14 protein-coding genes and 1 tRNA gene are annotated in these 17467 nt (G+C 66.4%); 2 read left to right on the top strand and 13 right to left on the bottom strand.

Going from position 1 to position 17467, the window contains the following annotated elements; all coding sequences use genetic code 11:
• Positions 1-20: 20 nt before the first annotated feature.
• The 10 genes from AC1MLZ_RS08670 to AC1MLZ_RS08715 form a co-directional block, all read right to left on the bottom strand.
• The gene (locus AC1MLZ_RS08670; RefSeq protein ID WP_480961287.1) at positions 21-266 is read right to left on the bottom strand and encodes a hypothetical protein; all 246 of its coding nucleotides are present in this window, start codon (positions 264-266) and stop codon (positions 21-23) included.
• A gap of 248 nt (positions 267-514) precedes the next feature.
• On the bottom strand, positions 515-1204 hold the full coding sequence (locus tag AC1MLZ_RS08675; protein WP_480961288.1) for a response regulator transcription factor: 690 nt from the start codon (positions 1202-1204) through the stop codon (positions 515-517).
• Positions 1201-3861 (bottom strand): DUF4118 domain-containing protein, encoded by a 2661-nt coding sequence (locus AC1MLZ_RS08680; protein ID WP_480961289.1) that lies wholly within the window; start codon positions 3859-3861, stop codon positions 1201-1203. The genes AC1MLZ_RS08675 and AC1MLZ_RS08680 overlap by 4 nt, the downstream gene beginning before the upstream one ends.
• Complete coding sequence (gene kdpC / locus AC1MLZ_RS08685; protein ID WP_480961290.1) at positions 3858-4439, bottom strand: potassium-transporting ATPase subunit KdpC; 582 nt, start codon at positions 4437-4439, stop codon at positions 3858-3860. Before kdpC ends, AC1MLZ_RS08680 begins: the two co-directional genes overlap by 4 nt.
• Positions 4440-4719: 280 nt before the next feature.
• Positions 4720-6750 carry a potassium-transporting ATPase subunit KdpB gene (gene kdpB, locus AC1MLZ_RS08690; RefSeq protein WP_480961291.1) on the bottom strand — a complete coding sequence of 677 codons (2031 nt, stop codon included), beginning with the start codon at positions 6748-6750 and terminating at the stop codon, positions 4720-4722.
• Positions 6751-6764: 14 nt separating this feature from the next.
• Positions 6765-8468 (bottom strand): potassium-transporting ATPase subunit KdpA, encoded by a 1704-nt coding sequence (kdpA, locus tag AC1MLZ_RS08695; RefSeq protein WP_480961292.1) that lies wholly within the window; start codon positions 8466-8468, stop codon positions 6765-6767.
• Between the two features lie 12 nt (positions 8469-8480).
• On the bottom strand, positions 8481-8570 hold the full coding sequence (kdpF, locus tag AC1MLZ_RS08700; RefSeq protein ID WP_055875324.1) for a K(+)-transporting ATPase subunit F: 90 nt from the start codon (positions 8568-8570) through the stop codon (positions 8481-8483).
• Between the two features lie 113 nt (positions 8571-8683).
• Entirely contained in the window at positions 8684-9532 is an 849-nt protein-coding gene (locus AC1MLZ_RS08705; RefSeq protein ID WP_480961293.1) for a TorF family putative porin, read from the bottom strand.
• Positions 9533-9828: 296 nt separating this feature from the next.
• On the bottom strand, positions 9829-10953 hold the full coding sequence (nhaA, locus tag AC1MLZ_RS08710) for a Na+/H+ antiporter NhaA (protein WP_480961294.1): 1125 nt from the start codon (positions 10951-10953) through the stop codon (positions 9829-9831).
• The gene (locus AC1MLZ_RS08715) at positions 10950-12344 is read right to left on the bottom strand and encodes an FAD/NAD(P)-binding protein (protein ID WP_480961508.1); all 1395 of its coding nucleotides are present in this window, start codon (positions 12342-12344) and stop codon (positions 10950-10952) included. The genes nhaA and AC1MLZ_RS08715 overlap by 4 nt, the downstream gene beginning before the upstream one ends.
• Positions 12345-12638: 294 nt before the next feature.
• Between AC1MLZ_RS08715 and AC1MLZ_RS08720 the strand changes: the two genes are divergently transcribed.
• On the top strand, positions 12639-14933 hold the full coding sequence (locus AC1MLZ_RS08720; RefSeq protein ID WP_480961509.1) for a glycoside hydrolase family 31 protein: 2295 nt from the start codon (positions 12639-12641) through the stop codon (positions 14931-14933).
• A 132-nt stretch (positions 14934-15065) separates the two neighbouring features.
• A tRNA-Gly gene (locus AC1MLZ_RS08725) sits at positions 15066-15139 on the top strand.
• A gap of 3 nt (positions 15140-15142) precedes the next feature.
• Here AC1MLZ_RS08725 and AC1MLZ_RS08730 read toward each other — a convergent pair.
• Genes AC1MLZ_RS08730 through AC1MLZ_RS08740 form a run of 3 tightly spaced genes read right to left on the bottom strand, consistent with a single transcriptional unit; the run spans position 15143 to position 17002 of the window.
• Positions 15143-15541, bottom strand: a complete 399-nt coding sequence (locus AC1MLZ_RS08730; protein WP_480961295.1) for a winged helix DNA-binding protein — start codon at positions 15539-15541, stop codon at positions 15143-15145.
• Positions 15542-15561: 20 nt separating this feature from the next.
• A complete protein-coding gene (locus AC1MLZ_RS08735; protein WP_480961296.1) occupies positions 15562-16020 on the bottom strand; it encodes a hypothetical protein in 459 nt (152 codons plus the stop codon).
• A gap of 34 nt (positions 16021-16054) precedes the next feature.
• Entirely contained in the window at positions 16055-17002 is a 948-nt protein-coding gene (locus tag AC1MLZ_RS08740) for a sigma factor-like helix-turn-helix DNA-binding protein (RefSeq protein WP_480961297.1), read from the bottom strand.
• Positions 17003-17467 lie beyond the last annotated feature (465 nt).

The following is a 17467-nucleotide window of genomic DNA, read 5'->3' on the forward strand; positions in this document are numbered from 1 at the left end:
GGTCCCGCCGCGGGCGCGGCCTATCGCGCGGCGCGTTGCCAGCGGGCGCTGATCCTGACCGGGTCGTGGATATGGTGGCCGACGATCACCAGCATCGCGCCGGCACTCGCACCGAGGAAGCCGATCGTGGCGAGCAGGAATGCGAGCGCGCCGGTTGGGGGGTGGAGGCGAGCGAGCGTGTGGATCGCGGTGACCGCGATTGCGAGCGACAGGATGCCGCTTACGCGGAGGCTGAGGTCGGTGCGGAGGCGGCTGGGGTCGGTCATGCGACCTTCGAGGTATCGCCTGCCGCATAGGCGTTCGAGATTGGTTTTAGGGGGGAGCCATAGCGTTTGCGTAGTACGCAACCCCGTCATCCCGGCGAAAGCCGGGACCTCGCGCGGCAGGGGGACGCTGGCTGGAGTGACGGTTTGGCGCGAAAATTGTGAGCGTACCGCCCGCTTCCTTGTTCTTCCGCGAAGGCGGGCGCCCAGTCTGGATCCCCGCCTTTGGGGAAACATACTGTCTTCTCCGCTCAGGCCTCGACGAGCAGCCGGTAACCGATGCCGAGTTCGTTCGCGATGACCGTGCCGACGCCCCCCGTCCCTTCCAGCTTCTGGCGGAGGTTACGGACGACAATGCGGAGATATTCGATGCGGCGGTCGTGGTCGGTCGGCCATGCCGCTTCGAGAATGCGCTGGTGAGTCACGACGCGGCCGGGGTGCGCCGCGAGCGCCGATAGCACGTCGAACTCTTTCCGCGTCAGATGCGCCTCCTCGTTGCCGCGACGGACGAGGCGGTGTTCGAAGTCGATCTCTACCCCGTGCGCGCGCAAGATCGTCGGCTTGGAGGTCGCCTCGCCGCGGCCGCGCAGCGCGACCCGGAGGCGTGCGAGCAGTTCCTCGGTATCGAACGGCTTGGTCACATAATCCTCGGCCCCGAGGTCTAGCGCGGCGACTTTCTGATCGGTCGCCTCGCGCGCCGAGACGACGAGGATGATCGGATCGCCGAGCTTCTTCAGCAGCGGCACCAGTTCCAGCCCGTCGCGGTCCGGCAAGCCGAGATCGAGCAGCACCGCGGTCAGCGGCCGGCTCCCCGCGATCCGCAGCGCCTCGCGCGCGTCGACCGCCTCCTCGACACCGTAGCCCGCACGTTCGAGGGTGTTCTTCAACAGGCGGCGGATGTGCAGTTCGTCGTCCACGATCAGGACCGTCTGTCCGCTCATAGGTTCGCTCCATCGGTGTCGCGGACGAGCAGGGCCACGGGGAAGCACAGGCTGAACCGTGCGCCCGTCAGGTCTTCGCGGTTGCTGGCTTCGACGCTCATCCCCATCGCTTCGGCGAACGCCTTGACGATCGCAAGCCCTAGGCCGGTGCCCCCGATCGCGCGGTCGGAGCCTTCGAGGCGGCGGAACGTCTCGAACACTTCCTTCTCGCGACCGGGTGGCAGTCCGGGTCCCTGGTCGATCACCGACAGCCGGAGCATCCCGAAGCGGTGCTCCGCGCGCACCACGATCGGCGTTCCGGGGTCAGCATAGCGCCCCGCATTGTCGAGCAGGTTGAGCAGGCAATGGTGGAGTAGTTGCGGATCGACGCGGACAAGTGGCAGGTTGGGCGCGACGTCCAATTCGATCGCATGGCCTTCGAGCACGCGCTTGGTATCGTGGACCGCGCCGGCGACCGCATCGGTGAGGTCGGTCGGTTCCAGACGCAACCGGAGCGCGCCTGCCTCGACCCGCGCCATGTCGAGGAGGTTGCCGACGAACCGGTTGAGCCGGGCTGCCTCAGTTTCGATCGTGTCGATAAGCTCGGGCGTGACGCCGCGGTGGAGTTCCGCTGCCGCCGCCATCACCGAGGTCAGCGGCGTGCGCAGGTCGTGGCTTACCGACGACAGCAGCGCCTGTCGCAACCGATCGCGTTCACGCACTGCATCGACATCGCGCATCTCGACTTCCAGCCGCGCGCGTTCCAGCACCAGCGACGCCTGATCGACGAGACTCATCAGCAACGGCAACTGGTCCGACCGCACCGGATCGCCGCCGGCCTCACGCGCGAGCCCGAGCACCGCCAGCGTCCGCTCGCCCGAGCGCAGCGGCTGGAAGAACCACCCCGACGCCGCCAGCGTGCTCGACCCGCGACCCGCAGGCGCGCCGCTGTCATAGGCCCATTGCGCGGCGGCCATCTCCATCGTCTCGAGCCGGTAATCCGTGCCGTTCGCCGCCTGAACCACGAGGCCAGGGTCCTCCGCGACGAGGATGACAGCGCGCACGTCGAACAGCCGTCCGACTTCCTCGCAGATCGCCCGCGCCAGCGCGACCGGATCGTTCAGCGAGGTCAGCTGGCGGAGGAACCCGGCGAGCGCCGCGTTTGTGCGGGCGCTGGCCGCCGCGATATCGGCCTGCGCGCGGACCCGCGAGGTGAGCTGGCTCGTCACGAAGGCGATGCCGAGCAGGACGAGGATCGAGATCACGTTCTCGGGATTGGCGATCGTCAGCGTGCCGGTCGGCGGCAAGAAGAAGAAATTGTACGCGAACGACGAGGCGATCCCGGCGAACAGCCCGGTGCGCAGGCCGAACAGGCTCGCCGCGGTCATCACGGGGAGCAGAAAGAGCAAGGCGACGTTGCCGAGGTTGAGGATGTGGAACAGCGCGCTCGCCACGCCGGTGACGCCCGCGATCATCGCCGCCGTCCAGGCGTAACCAGCCTTGCTGCCCCATCCGCCAGTGTGCGTGCGTTTGCCGCGCGGGGAGGTGGGCGGGTCCATCGGCATGACGTGGACGGCGATCCCTGGCGTCTCGCGGACCATCTGGTCGACGACCGAGCCGTGGCAAAGTTCGAACCAGCGCGAGCGGGTGGACTTACCGACTACGAGCTGCGTCGCGCGCGCTTCGGCGGTGAAGGTCTTGAGGCCATCGACCACCGACGTCGCAGGGACGGTCGCGACGTCGCCGCCGAGTTGCGTCGCGAGGTTGAAGACCTCGGCGAGTCGGCGGTGCTCGGCCTCGCCGAAGGTCTGCGCGCGCGGTGTCTCGATATACACCGCGGTCCAGGGCGCGTGCATCGCGTCGGCGATCCGCTTGGTGGCGCGGACGAGGCCGAGCGCGCCGGGCAGTTCGCTGATCGCGACGACGATCCGCTCGCCGCCCGCCCAAGTGCCGCCGACGCCGAGCGCGCGGACGTGTTCGAGCATCTGCGCGTCGACCGCCTGCGCCGCACGACGGAGCGCGAGTTCGCGCAGGGCGGAAAGGTTCGACTTGGAGAAGAAGTGCGCGAGGGCTCGCGTCGCCTCGTGGGGGAGATAGACCTTGCCCGCCTTCAGCCGCTCGATCAGTTCGTCGGGCGGGATGTCGACGACTTCGATCTCGGCGGCCTCGACGATGCTGTCGGGGACGGTCTCACGCACGCGGACGCGCGTGAACGAGGCGACGACGTCGTTGAGGCTCTCGATGTGCTGGATGTTGATCGTCGAATAGACGTCGATGCCCGCAGCGAGCAGTTCCTCGACGTCCTGATAGCGTTTTGGGTGACGGCTGCCGGGGGCGTTGGTGTGGGCGAGTTCGTCGACAAGGACGAGTGTGGGGGCGCGTTCGAGGATCGCGTCGAGGTCCATTTCGTCGAGCGTGCGGCCCTCATAGGGGATCGCCTTCCGGGGGACGATCTCGTGGCCTCTCGTCAGCGCTTCGGTTTCAACGCGGCCGTGCGTCTCGACCACGCCGATGACGATGTCGACGCCTGCGCGGCGACGTTCCGCGCCTTCGGAGAGCATCTCGTAGGTTTTGCCGACACCGGGGGCGGCGCCGAGGAAGATCTTCAGACGGCCGCGACCCTCCTGCGACGCCTGTCGCAGAAGGGCCTCGGGTGATGGTCGTGTGTCGTCGTTCAACGTGCGCCCGTTGCGTCCAGGGCTCGGTTGAGGGCGAAGACATTAACGCGCGGTTCGCCGAGAATGCCGAGCAGCGGGCCGTCGACGTTGGCGGTGACGAGCGCGCGGACGCGGTCTGCGGAGAGGCCGCGGGTGCGGGCGACGCGGGCGACCTGCGCGTAAGCCGAGGCTGGCGACAGATCAGGGTCGAGACCCGAACCCGATGCGGTGGCAAGATCGGCCGAGAGTGGCCCAGTCACGCCTTCCGCATGGCGCTTGGCCACATCGGCCTTGGTGCGATCGACGAGCGCCTGGCTGGTCGGCCCGAGGTTCGAGCCCGACGAGGCGAGGCCGTCATAGCCCTTGCCGGCGGCCGAGGGGCGCGTCTGGAAATAGCGATCGGTGGTGAAGGCCTGCCCGACCACGGTCGAGCCGATCGCCTTGCCGTTCGCCATGACGAGGCTGCCGTTCGCTTGCGACGGGAAGATGGCTTGTCCGATCCCGGTCATCGCGAGCGGATAGACGATCCCGAGCAGCAACGCGAACAGGATCGTCATGACGAACGCGGGGCGAAGGGCGGAGGTAAAATCGGAGTTCATTGGATGCTTCCTTCTGCCGTAACGCCCGCGTCTGCCGTCACCCCAGCGAAAGCTGGGGTATCGTGCCGCGCACGGCGCACTTCGGGGAGGGAGACCCCAGCTTTCGCTGGGGTGACGGGGGTAGGGTGAGTGGCGGCGCCCCATTCATCTCCGTCATGCCGGGCTCGTTCCGGCATCCACCGTTCCGCAAAACCAAGGGCCGACGAGTGTGCGGGACGGTGGACCCCGGAACAGGTCCGGGGTGACGGAGGGGGTTGGGTCGACGGGATAGCTGGAGTCATCATGCCAGCCCCAGTGCACCGACCAGAAGGTCGATGAGCTTGATCCCGACGAACGGCGCGATCAGGCCGCCCAGGCCGTACACCGCGAGGTTGCGGGCCAGCAGCGGGCCCGCCGCCATCGGCTTGTACGCGACGCCCTTGAGCGCGAGCGGCACCAGCATCGGGATGATGATCGCGTTGAAGATGATCGCCGACAGGATCGCGCTTTCGGGCGAGCCCAGCCGCATCACGTTCAGCACGCCCAGCCCCGGATAGAGCGCGACGAACATCGCCGGGATGATCGCGAAATACTTCGCGACGTCGTTCGCCACCGAGAAGGTCGTCAGCGCACCGCGGGTCATCAGCAGCTGTTTGCCCAAGCCCACGATCTCGATCAGCTTGGTCGGATCGCTATCGAGATCGACCATGTTGCCCGCCTCGCGCGCGGCCTGCGTACCGGTGTTCATCGCCACGCCGACATCGGCCTGGGCGAGCGCCGGTGCGTCGTTCGTGCCGTCGCCGCACATCGCGACCAGCCGCCCGCCCTGCTGTTCCTTGCGGATCAGGTCGAGCTTGTCCTCCGGTGTCGCCTGCGCGAGGAAGTCGTCGACGCCTGCTTCGGCCGCGATCGCGGCGGCGGTAAGCGGGTTATCGCCGGTGATCATCACCGTGCGGATGCCCATCGCGCGGAGTTCGCCGAAGCGCTCGCGGATGCCCGCCTTGACGACGTCCTTGAGGAAGATCGCGCCGAGCAACCGGCCGTCGCGTGCGACTGCCAGTGGCGTGCCGCCGGCGCGGGCGATCTCGTCGGTGATCCGGCGCAGTTCGGTGGCAGCGGCGGTTGCCCCTGCTCCCGGATTGGCCTTCAGGATCGAGTCCACGGCCCCCTTCTGGATCAGCGAACCGCCGACGATCACGCCCGAGATCCGCGTCTGCGCGGTGAACGGGATGACTTCCGCATCGCTCGGCAACGCATTGGTCGTGACGCCGAACTTCTCGCGCGCCAGCACGACGATCGAGCGGCCCTCGGGCGTTTCGTCGGCGAGGCTGGCGAGCAATGCCGCCTCGGCCAGGTCCTCGTCACGCGTGCCGCCGACCGAGCGGAACTCGCTCGCCTGACGATCGCCGATCGTGATCGTGCCGGTCTTGTCGAGCAGCAGGACGTCGATATCGCCCGCCGCCTCGACCGCACGGCCGGACTTCGCCAGCACGTTGAAGCGCACCAGACGGTCCATGCCCGCGATACCGATCGCCGACAGCAAGGCGGCAATCGTCGTCGGGATCAGCGTGATCAGCAGCGCCGCGAGGATCGCGACCGGGACGCGGCCGCCTGCATAGCTGGCAAAACCGGGAATCGTGCCGACCGCGATCAGGAAGATGATCGTCAGGCCGACGAGCAGCAGCGTGAGCGCGATCTCGTTCGGCGTCTTCTGCCGCTCGGCGCCCTCGACGAGTGCGATCATGCGGTCGAGAAAGCCTTCGCCGGGATTGGCGGTGACCTTCACGCGGATCTCGTCGGAGATGACGCGCGTGCCCGCGGTGACGGCAGAGCGATCACCGCCCGCCTCGCGGATCACCGGCGCGCTTTCGCCGGTGATCGCCGCTTCGTTGACCGAGGCGACGCCCCAGACGACTTCGCCGTCGGCCGGGATCAGGTCGCCCATCGTCACCAGGACAACGTCGCCCGAACGAAGCATGCTCGCGGGGACGGGCTCGACCTGGTCGCCCTTCATGCGTCGTGCGGTCAGCTCGGCCTTGGTCGCGCGCAATGACGCGGCCTGCGCCTTGCCGCGGCCTTCGGCGAGTGCTTCGGCGAAGGTGCCGAACAGCACGGTCAGCCACAGCCAGATTACCAGCTGGAGTTTGAAGCCGGTGCTTAAGCCATCCTGCCCGACGACGAGCAGGACGGTCATCAGCGCCGCGACGGTCGCGGTGACGAACATCACCGGGTTGCGGATCAACTGCCGCGGATCGAGCTTGCGGAAAGCGTCGCCGATCGCGGGAACGATCAAGTCGGCTGTGAACAGCGACTTGGTAGGGGTGCGTGCCATTTTGGCTTGTCCCGTCAGAAGGTTTTGCCGCTGATCATCGCGAGATGATCGGCGATGGGACCGAGCGCGAGGCTCGGCAGGAAGGTCAGGCCACCGATGATCAGGATGATCCCGACCAGCAGGCCGACCCACAGGCCACCCGTCGTCGGGAACGAGCCTGCGCTCTCCGGCGTGTACTTCTTGGCGGCGAGACCACCGGCGATGGCGAGCATCGGTACGATGATGAAGAAGCGCCCGAGCCACATCGCGACCCCCAGCAGGCCGTTGTAATACGGCGTGTTGGCGGTGAGCCCGGCGAACGCCGACCCGTTGTTACCGACTGCGCTGGTGAACGCGTAGAGGATCTCGGTGAACCCGTGCGGCCCCTTGTTGAGCGGCCCCGCAAGCCCGTCCGGCAGCACGGCGCTGAGCGCGGTGAAGCCGAGGATGACGAGCGGCAGGATGGCGATCGCCAGCACCGCCAGTTTCACTTCGCGACTCTCGATCTTCTTGCCGACATATTCGGGCGTGCGGCCGACCATCAGGCCCGCGACGAACACCGCGAGGATGGCGAACAGCAGGAAGCCGTAGATGCCTGCGCCGACACCGCCGATGACGACTTCGCCGAGCTGCATGTTGAGCAGCGGGATCATGCCGCCGAGCGCGGTGAAGCTGTCGTGCATGCCGTTGACCGCACCACACGATGCGGCGGTGGTGACGACCGAGAACAGGGCAGACGCGGCGATCCCGAAGCGGACCTCCTTGCCTTCCATGTTGCCGCCCGCGACGCCGATGTTGTGCAGGATCGGGTTGCCCGCGGCTTCCTGCCAATAGGTGATGGTGACGCCGGCGAGGAACAGCACGAGCATCGCCGAGAGGATCGCCCAGCCCTGCTTGGTGTTGCCGACGGCCTTGCCGAACGTCCAGGTCAGGCCAAAGCCGATGACGAAGATCGACAGCATCTGCACGAGGTTGACCAGCGCGGTCGGGTTTTCGAACGGATGCGCCGAGTTCGCGTTGAAGAAGCCGCCACCATTGGTGCCGAGCATCTTGATCGCTTCCTGGCTCGCCACGGGGCCGAGCGCGAGCGTCTGCTTGAGCCCTTCGAGCGTGGTGATGTCGACCGTGCCGGCCATCGTCTGCGGCACGCCGCTGGCGATGTAGAAGAGCGTCACGACGACGCAGATCGGCAGCAGCACGTACAGCGTCACGCGCGTCACGTCGGCCCAGAAATTGCCGATCGTCGCACTCGATCGCCGCGCGAACCCGCGGAACAGCGCGAAGGCGAGCGCGATGCCGGTCGCCGCCGACAGGAAGTTGTGGATCGTCAGGCCGAACATCTGGCTGAAGTTCGACATGGTCGATTCACCGGCATAGCTCTGCCAGTTGGTGTTCGCCGTGAAGCTGATCGCCGTGTTGAACGCGAGATGCGGGCTGAGCCCTGCGAGACCCTGCGGATTGCCGGGCAGCACGCCCTGCAGACGCAGCACCGCGTAGGTCAGCAGCATCAGCACCGCGTTGAACACGATCATGTGGAGGGCGTAGCGGCGCCAGCCCTGCTCCGCCTTCGGATCGATGCCGCTGAGCTTGTAGAAGCCGGTCTCGACGGGGCCGAGGATTGCGTGGATCGGGGTGCGGCGGCCTTCGTACAAGGCGAACAGCCACAGGCCGACCGGTTTGGTCAACGCCAGCAATATGCCGACGAAGCCCAGGATGAGGATCCATCCTTCGAATGTCATGATGACGCGCTCCTAAAAGCGTTCGGGACGGATGAGCACCGCCACGAGATAAAACAGCAGCCCGAGCGCGACGATCGCGGCGAGCCAGAGGTCGAGGGTCATGATATTGTCCTCATTGGCTCAGGCGTTGTCGCACAGGCGGACATAGGCGAGCGTCGCCGCCACCAGTCCGACCATGAACGCTATCCAGAGTAGATCCTGCATCGGTCGATCCTTCAGAAGGCGGCGGTGAGCGAGGCGACGATCGTGCCGTCGGCGATCGATCCGGTTCCGTCCTGGCCGTGGCTGAAGCTAGGCTGGAGATAGGCGGCGCTGCGGCGGGTGATGTCGGTGTCGACATAGCTCACGTTCAGCGTCAGATTTTTATACGTAGTGTCCGCACCGAGCGACCAATCCCAATAGTCTCCGGTCGGCGCGGCGCTGGTCGCGTTGGGGCCGAGGCCGTCATTGCCCCAGCTATGGCCGATATGCGCCTTGGCGGTGATCGGCGTACCTGCGATCGCGAACGCGCCGTCGCCGGTGAGGTAGAGGTTGTCCTTCTTGTCGCCCGCATCGGTATAGACACCCGCAGCCGCATCGGCGCCGGTGCGATACCATTTGCCGAGTGCCTGCTGCTTGGGCGCATAGAAGGCGCTGGCGGTCAGCGTCGCGGGGCCGGTCGTGCCGCTGAGCTTCACATAGGGCTCGGCGTAATCGGTCTTCGAGGCGCCGCCCGGATACATGTACCAGGTCAGGCCGACGTCGATCGTCGCGTTGTCGGCAAGCTTGTGCTTGTAGCCGCCGATCAGGTCGAGCTCCATGTTCGAGCCGCCGAACGTGCCCCAGCCGGACAGGTTCGAGCCCCATGCGCCGACATACACGCCGCTCTCGTGCGCGATCGTCAGCCCGCCCTGGATCGCGCCGTCCTTGTCCGACTGCGACACGCCGCGCAGGCGGTAATCGGTCGCGAGCGTCACCGAGCCGGTTACGGTCACGGGAGAAGGCGGCGCGGTGTCCTGTGCGAACGCGGGCGTGGCGAGACCGGCGAGAAGTCCGGTGGCGGCGACGAAACGAAGAATGTGCATTGTGGTCCCCATGCGCGTGCCGCCGAAAGGATGGCGGTTCGCGAGGACTGGCAATTAGGCTCCAGCGACGTAGCAATTCGAGATCGATTGCCGGGGCGGAGCATATGTTTCGCGTAGTATTGTCGAATTATCGACGGCTGCCGTAGTGGCCCGGATGCACCACCCCGGCGGAGGCCGGGGCCCAGGTGGAAAGGTCGCTGTGACAAAGCGCACCCGCCGATAGCATCGTTGCCCAACTGGGCCCCGGCCTTCGCCGGGGTGGTGCCTGCCCAGTGCCGGTCAGCATTACCGACTTACTATGCGGCGCGGCGGAGCAGCATCCAGCCTGCGACGCCCGACAGGATAGAGCCCGCGAACACGCCGATCTTCACCGAATCCATCGCGTGCGGTGCGTCGGCAAATGCGAGCCCGCCGATGAACAGGCTCATCGTGAAGCCGATCCCGCACAGCACCGCCATGCCGTACACCTGTGCCCAGTTCGCGTTCCTGGGCGCTTCGGCTAGCCGGAAGGTCACGAGCCCACGGATCGTCGCGAAGATGCCGATCTGCTTGCCGAGGAACAGCCCGAGCATGATCCCGACCGGCAGTGGCGAGATCACGTCGTCCGCCACCATCTCGCCGAACGCGATGCCCGCGTTGGCGAACCCGAACGCCGGCACGATCAGGAAACTCGACCAGGGTTGGAGTGCGTTTTCGAGACGTTTCAGCGGCGGTCGGCCGTCCCCCGTCCGCAGGGGGATCGTGAACGCGACCGCCACGCCGGCGAGCGTAGCATGGACGCCCGACAGCAATACACCGTACCAAATTCCGACGCCGATCAGCAGATACGGCACCAGCGACCGCACCCCGGACAGGTTGAGGATGACGAGCACCCCGAGCCCAGCGCCCGCCGCGAGCAACGGCAGCAGCGCGATATGGCCGGTGTAGAAGAGCGCGATGACGAGAATCGCGAGCAGGTCATCGATCACCGCGATCGCTGTCAACAGCACTTTCAACGAGGTCGGCACGCGCGACCCGAGCAAGGCTAGGATGCCCAGCGCAAACGCGATGTCGGTCGCCGCCGGGATCGCCCAGCCGCGCAGATTGGCGGGCGTACCCATGTTTACGAGCAGATAGAGGCACGCCGGCACCACCATGCCCGCGAGCGCCGCCGCACCGGGCATGATGCGCTCCCCCCAGGTAGAGAGATGCCCCGAGACGAACTCGCTCTTCACCTCCAGCCCGATCAGCAGGAAGAACAGCGCCATCGCGCCGTCGTCGATCCAGTGATGGACGCTCATCCCTCCAACTGTGTGGTGCAACGTCGCGAAATAGGTCGGCGCGAGTGGTGAATTGGCGACGAGCAGCGCCGCGATCGTCGCGGCGAGCAGCACGATGGCACCCGCCGCATCGCCCGCGAAAAAGCGCCGGACCGCGGTCACAGCCCTTCTCCGCCGACCCATTGCGCGTTGGACAGGCGTCGCGCGAGATCCCAGCTCTGGACGCGGATATCGGGCACCGCGACGACTTCCCACAGGCCGCCGCGGGTCATCGGGCCGATGCAGTGGATGCGGTCGTCGGGCGTCCCGTCGCGCCGGATCGCGCGCGACTGGGCATCGACATCGACGCCGAGCCGCAACGGATCGGGCCTGATCGCGCCGGCCGCGAGCAGGTGCTTCACGAGCGGTTCCTCCGAACGCAACAGATCACCCTGCGGCCCGGTGCAGTTCACGATCCGCGCCGCGCGCGTGACGACCGGATCGGCTTCGCCGCGTGGTCGCCACGTCAGCTTTGCCTGCGGTCCGTCGGCTTCCGCAGAAACGATCTTGCCCGCCGCGAAGGTCAGCCGCCCGGTCGCGACGAGTGCCTCGACGCGGTCGGCGACGGCAGGCGCGAGGCGGTGGCGGTGGACGTCCCAATAGGGCCGCAGATGACGGAGGAACCGGCCACGCAGCTCTTGCGACGCGGCCGACCACAGCATCTGCGTCACCGGGCGTAGTTCGTCGACCGCGCAGCGCCAGCCTTCCTCCGCAGCCCTTGCTCGCACATGCCGGACGAGATCGGTCAGCCCGCCCTGCGGCTTGTCCGAGACACCACGGTGCGCAGGCGCGCCGTCAACGTGCCGCCGCGGCGTCAACCCGCGGCGCGACGTGGCGAGGATACGCCCCGCAAACCCCTGCGCATCGAGCAGCAGCGCCGCATCGATTGCGGTCAGCCCGGTCCCGACCAGCACGACGGTGTCGTCCGCGCCCAACCCTTCGGCGAGGTCGGCCGCCCAAGGGTCGGCGTAATACACCCCCGCTGGCAGCGCGTCCGGCTTCAACCCCGGCGGCGTGTGCGGCGGCAGATTGCCGAGCGCGAGCACCGCGGTATCGGCGGCGATCTTCCGCCCGTCCGCCATCGTCAGCGTCACGCCGTCGCCGGTCACCGGATCGATCGCGCAGACCTCGCCTTCGACGTGCACAAGCCGCCCGTCCGATTCCGCGATCGCCGCATCGAGCAGTTCGCGCAGATACGCGCCATAGGTCGTGCGCGGGACGAACGTCTTGCGGTCGCCTTTGTCGTGGACTTCGAGCCAGCGGACGAAATGATCGGGATCGTCCGGCAACGCGCTCATGTTCCCCGCGCGAACGTTGAGCAGGTGGTCGGGATGCGCCGCACTATACGCGACACCGCGCGCAAGCTGCCGGTGACGGCGTTCGATCAGCGTCACGCGCGGCCCTTCGTGCCGCATAAGATTAACTGCGAACAGGGCGCCGGAAAACCCGCCCCCGACGACGACCACATGATCCTCGGGCCCCGCGATCCGCGGCATCGTCGCTCGGTCGTCCATCTGTTCGCTCACCTCGTTAGACGCTGACGCCATGCCTGATCGGCAACTGCTCGCCTACCCCCGCGCTACATCGCCGCATCCCGGTGGCCACACCGTTCCCTGCCGGACTGGCATGGCTCGGCTATTTATACGACCACGTGATCTCTGGCATTCCTACTGCAAACCGAGCATGCTCGCACGTGACCATAGCGCGCCTGCGTGACCTTAGCTGACGGAAACCCCGACCCTATGCCGACCTTCCCTTCTGCCGCGCGCCTCCTGCTGATCGGCACCTGCCTGACGTCGGCACTCACGATGCAGGCGATGGCTGACCCGCTCGCGACGCTCGACCGCAACGGCAGCCTAGTCGCGATCGAGCCCTATGCGCCGAACATCGTCCGCGTGACGATCTCGCTCGACCGCGCGCTCGCCGACGCGCCGCCAGGAGAAGGCCCCAATGCCAAGCCCGACGCGAGCGGCTGGACGCACCGCACCGATGCCACCGGCGACGTGTTCGCTTCGGCTATGGTGTCGCTGACGGTCAATGCGCAGCCCTGGCCCAAGGCGCCGACGCAGATGCAGCGCTATTTCGCGCCGTCTCTACCGCCCGTCTCGATCGCCGTGCGCAAGCCCGACGGGCGCGCGATCGCCGAGATGATCGGCTGGGAGATGTCGCCGCAGACCGTGAACGGCGAGAAGACGTTCCGCGTCGGCGCCAGCTTCGCGGTGCAGCCGAACGAGCATTATTACGGGCTCGGCCAGAACCAGGAGGGCGTGCTCGACCTCAAGGGACGGACGATCGACTGCCGCCACAATTACGATGCGCCGGCGGGCGAGACGGTGTGCGTGCCGTTCATGGTCACCAACAAAGGGTACGGCATCGTCTGGGACAATGCGTCGGCGACCACCGTCTCACCCGGTCTGTCGAATTCGACGCATTGGCAGTCGAACGTCGGCGAGCGCGTGTCGTTCTTCGTCATCACCGGCGACACCACCGACGAACTCTATGCGGGCTATGCCAAGCTGACCGGCGCGACCCCGTTGCCGCCCAAGGCCGCGTTCGGGCTGATCCAGTCCAAGGCGCGCTATGAGACGCAGACCGAACTGCTCGACGTCGCCAACGGCTATCGCAAGCGCGGCCTGCCGCTCGACGTGATGGTGCTCGACTGGTTCTACTGGTCGCGGATGGGGCAACTCGACATCGACCGGACCTATTTCCCCGATCCCAAGGGCATGAACGACACGCTCAAGGGCATGGGCATGCGGTCGATCATCAGCGTGTGGCCGCGGTTCGAAAAGGAATCGCGCTATTTCAACTTCCTCGGCACCAAGGGGTGGCTGTTGAAGGACAAGGACGGCGGTGTGGTAGACGGCCTCCCGATCCGTTCTGACCGTGCCGGCGCGCTGCTCGATTCGACCAATCCTGACGCCCGCGCCTGGTTCTGGGACCGGATTCGCGACAACATCGCGTCACAGGGCTTCGACTGGTTCTGGCTCGACGAGACCGAGCCGGATCTCGTGCCCGACGGCAACTTCTTCTCGATCGGATCGGGCGATCGGTATCACAATCTCTATCCACTGGTGCACACCACCGGGGTCGCGGAAGGCTCCGCACGCGACCGCCCCGACTTCCGCAACCTGATCCTCGCGCGTGCTGCGTATCTCGGCACGCAGCGTAACGGCGCGCTGTTCTGGTCGTCGGACGTGCAGGCGAACTGGGAGACGCTGCACCGGCAGGTTCCGGCCGGGCTCGGCTTCACCGCGAGCGGCATGGCGTATTGGAGCAGCGACACGGGTGGCTGGCAGTATCCGAACGGCCCGAAGGCGGAACATGGGCCTCTGCTCGATCCGGCGGGCGCGACCGCGATGTCGCCAAGCTACACCGATTACCCAGAGCTCTTCACGCGGTGGTTCGCGTATAACAGCTTTACGCCGACGTTGCGGATTCACGGTCAGCGGCCAGCGACGGCGCTGTGGGATTATGGCGCGGCGGCGGAACCGGTGCTCGCCGGCTTCCTGAAGCTGCGCTACGCCTTGATCCCGTATCTCTATTCGCTCGGGTACCAGACCTACAAGACGGGTGCGCCGTTCATGCGCGCGCTGTTCATGGACTTTCCGAACGACCCTGCGGTTGCGACCATCGGCGACGAATACATGTTCGGTCCGGCGTTCCTGGTCGCGCCGGTGACGGAACAGGGCGTCACCAGCCGCAAGGTGTACCTCCCGGCTGGATCTGAATGGTATGATTATTGGACGGAACAGCGCTATTCCGGCGGCCAGACGATCGTCGCCGCGGCACCGATCGATCGTATCCCGCTGTTCGTCCGCGCCGGATCGATCGTACCGATGGGCGTCCAGGTGCCCAGCACCGCGACGAAGCAGGCGCTCGAGACGATCAAGGTCTATCCTGGCCGCGACGCAAGCTTCACGCTGTACGACGACGACGGCACGACCAACGCCTACAAGAAGGGTGGCGGATCTAGCGCAGTACTCCGTTGGAACGACGCGGCGGGGACGCTGACGTCATCGGGGACCCTGCCCACGCGGCAGGACGTCAAGACGCTGGTGAAGATCGTGGCGCCACGCCAGCCCATGCCGGCTGCGCGGTAGCAGCCCCGGGGGGATGGCGCGGTCCAAACGGCTATCCTCCCGACTTGCACGGACGATTGCTGCGCGCTATCGCCGTCTCCGCACTCATGCTTCGACAGCTGAGGCGCGAAGCTTGCGTCAAAGCCGGCTTTCGCGGGTATAGTACAATGGTAGTACAGCAGCCTTCCAAGCTGAATACACGGGTTCGATTCCCGTTACCCGCTCCAAGCCTATTCTTCGATCAGACGCCCAAGAAGGCTCGCCATGCGTCGTCTTCCCAGCGCGGTAAGCTGGACGTGCGAGCGGCGGCCGTCGCGTTCGTCTCGCGTGCGCTCGACCAGGTCGGCCTCCTGGAGCATCGTCAGATAGCGTAGTGCGGTGGCCGATGGCGCACGCGCACCGATGCAGACCGCGGACACGCTGAGCTGACGCCGCTCGTGATCGGAAATGAACAGGTCGAGCAGGATGTCCCACGCCGGCTCCGAGAACAGCGCCTCACCAAGCAACGTGTCGCGCACCTTGCGAAGCTCGTACAGCCGTTTGGCCATGTCGACCAACACCAGCGGCGACACGCCGAGCGAAGCTGCACGCTGAGCGGCAACAGGCATCATGGCAATTGCGTAAGTCATATACGTCTTCCGAATATGCTTCAGCGGAGGGTCGGGTCCTGGCGACTCCAGTCGAGATCCCAGCCATGGGCCCGGATCCTGCGCGAGTGCCTGACTGTCCCGATCACGAGAAGCAGGACGATGGGGTAACTCCAGGCAGCAGAGAGAAGCGCATAGACGATCCGGATCACGTCAGGGCTGATCGCCCTGGCCAGATGTGCCCCCGTCCCTAACGCATGGAGCGCGGTGGCCCAGGCTGGCCAGAACCGATCGGCCTTGAGTGTGATCGCGATCAGTATCGCCAGCAGGATAAGGTCGACGATCATCACCCCGCTCTCCACGCCTGCGAACAGGACGGGGATAGTCCGCTGGACGAAACCGGTGGACATTGCCGCGAGCAGCAACGCCAATCCTGTCAGTCGCTCCGGTGCCCCGCCCCGCAGGAGCGCATAGCCGGATGCGGCCACCTGTATCGCGTAGAACAGCCAGACCCGATCCAACTCTTACCTCCAAAGCAGGACCGAAACCGGCCGTTCAGGCCACTGCCGCCAGGCGAACCGGAGTCTCCGCTCGCAATGCGCCTTCGTTCGGCGGACATTCCGCAGTGTCGCCGTACCCGTAGAACTGCCCGAGTCCGATCTCGGCGCGAATGTCGACCAGCGCGCGATGTGCCTCGACGAAGCGTTGGCGCGCATTGATGATGTCGAGCGATGCCTGCGATATCATCTGCAACGCGGCGACGCCGGTGCCGACCGGCAGGTTGGCTGCGACACGCTGCTGCAACAGCGTCGATACGCACGATGCCGCGAGCATCGCCGCATGATCGACGGCAGCCTCGGCCTTCAGGAAATCGATGGTGACCTTGTCGGTCGCGTCGCGTCGTTGTTTCAACATCGTCGTTCTCCCCGTTGGCGCCGTCGTTGCGGTGCCGTGTACGGGAGCGCTGCGGTCTCGGTTCGATCGCAACAGGCTGGTCATCGTCATCGCCATGTTCACGAGCGCCATCGACGTGACGGCGATCAGTCCCATGAGTGCGAACAGTCGGACTATCCTGTCACCAACCGAAAACCGATTGCGTGCTACCCCCGTCGATCCGCTGACCCCGGAGATTCCGAAGAAGCGGCGAACAAGCCCCCACGGCTCGATCTGACCGCTGCTTGCGCCGTGGGATGGGGGGATGGGAACGTCGATTGGTTCGGATGGTAGCCGTTCGTATGCCGGCAAAGGCTGCTCGGACGGTGGCGCGACGCGGGTCAGGACGATGTCGTCGCCTTCGCCACGCTCGTGCTCCTGCAGCCGCCGCGCTGCCTCGAACCGCGTGCCGACGCCGAGGACCTGGATGGCGCGCTCGATCCGCTTGTCGATCGCGGACGGCGACACCCCGAAGATCGCAGCGATCTCCTTCGAATTGTGATGCGTCAGCACAAGTCGCAGGCAGGCGCGCTGGGCTTCGGTCAACTGATCGATACGTCCTGCGGTCATGGCAGGACGGTAGCGCGAACGCGAGGCGGTTGCACCTTTCGCGTGAGCGTCAGGGAAACTGAATTACAAACCCTTGAGTTGGAGCGTACTTCTGATGCCCATTCGACGAGCGGATTCTACTATCCGCGCAAAAAGAGAGGGTGCGATGATCAATGCTGCGGCGAACGCGAGGCGCTGCCTGCGCGGGGAGGGAAGGCAACGTCCGCGGCGGGCCGATTTCCACTGATTGCGGCGGTGATACTGTCCACGATGCTAGCCGGTTGCGTCAATCCGGTTGGCCGTTCGCTGTACCAACCCGCCCGATCGCATCGACACCCACATGGACCGGACGTGCGCCACGGCTGGTCGAAGCAGTAAGGCGGATGGGGTCCGCTTGCAGGGCTGGTTCTGGCCGCCGGAACACCGGGCAGCGCGGTACTGATCTACTTCCCAGGACTGCGGGCAATCGCGACAGCCACATCGCGC

The sequence above is a fragment of the Sphingomonas sp. PEI4 genome (genome assembly GCF_056679955.1).

Coding starts and splice junctions, on each gene's coding strand:
- AC1MLZ_RS08705 (WP_480961293.1), bottom strand. CDS start 9,532: ATGCACATTCTTCGTTTCGTCGCCGCCACCGGACTTCTCGCCGGTCTC.
- AC1MLZ_RS08675 (WP_480961288.1), bottom strand. CDS start 1,204: ATGAGCGGACAGACGGTCCTGATCGTGGACGACGAACTGCACATCCGC.
- kdpC (WP_480961290.1), bottom strand. CDS start 4,439: ATGAACTCCGATTTTACCTCCGCCCTTCGCCCCGCGTTCGTCATGACG.
- AC1MLZ_RS08720 (WP_480961509.1), top strand. CDS start 12,639: ATGCAGGCGATGGCTGACCCGCTCGCGACGCTCGACCGCAACGGCAGC.
- AC1MLZ_RS08730 (WP_480961295.1), bottom strand. CDS start 15,541: ATGACTTACGCAATTGCCATGATGCCTGTTGCCGCTCAGCGTGCAGCT.
- AC1MLZ_RS08670 (WP_480961287.1), bottom strand. CDS start 266: ATGACCGACCCCAGCCGCCTCCGCACCGACCTCAGCCTCCGCGTAAGC.
- kdpB (WP_480961291.1), bottom strand. CDS start 6,750: ATGGCACGCACCCCTACCAAGTCGCTGTTCACAGCCGACTTGATCGTT.
- kdpF (WP_055875324.1), bottom strand. CDS start 8,570: ATGACCCTCGACCTCTGGCTCGCCGCGATCGTCGCGCTCGGGCTGCTG.
- AC1MLZ_RS08740 (WP_480961297.1), bottom strand. CDS start 17,002: ATGACCGCAGGACGTATCGATCAGTTGACCGAAGCCCAGCGCGCCTGC.
- AC1MLZ_RS08715 (WP_480961508.1), bottom strand. CDS start 12,344: ATGGACGACCGAGCGACGATGCCGCGGATCGCGGGGCCCGAGGATCAT.
- kdpA (WP_480961292.1), bottom strand. CDS start 8,468: ATGACATTCGAAGGATGGATCCTCATCCTGGGCTTCGTCGGCATATTG.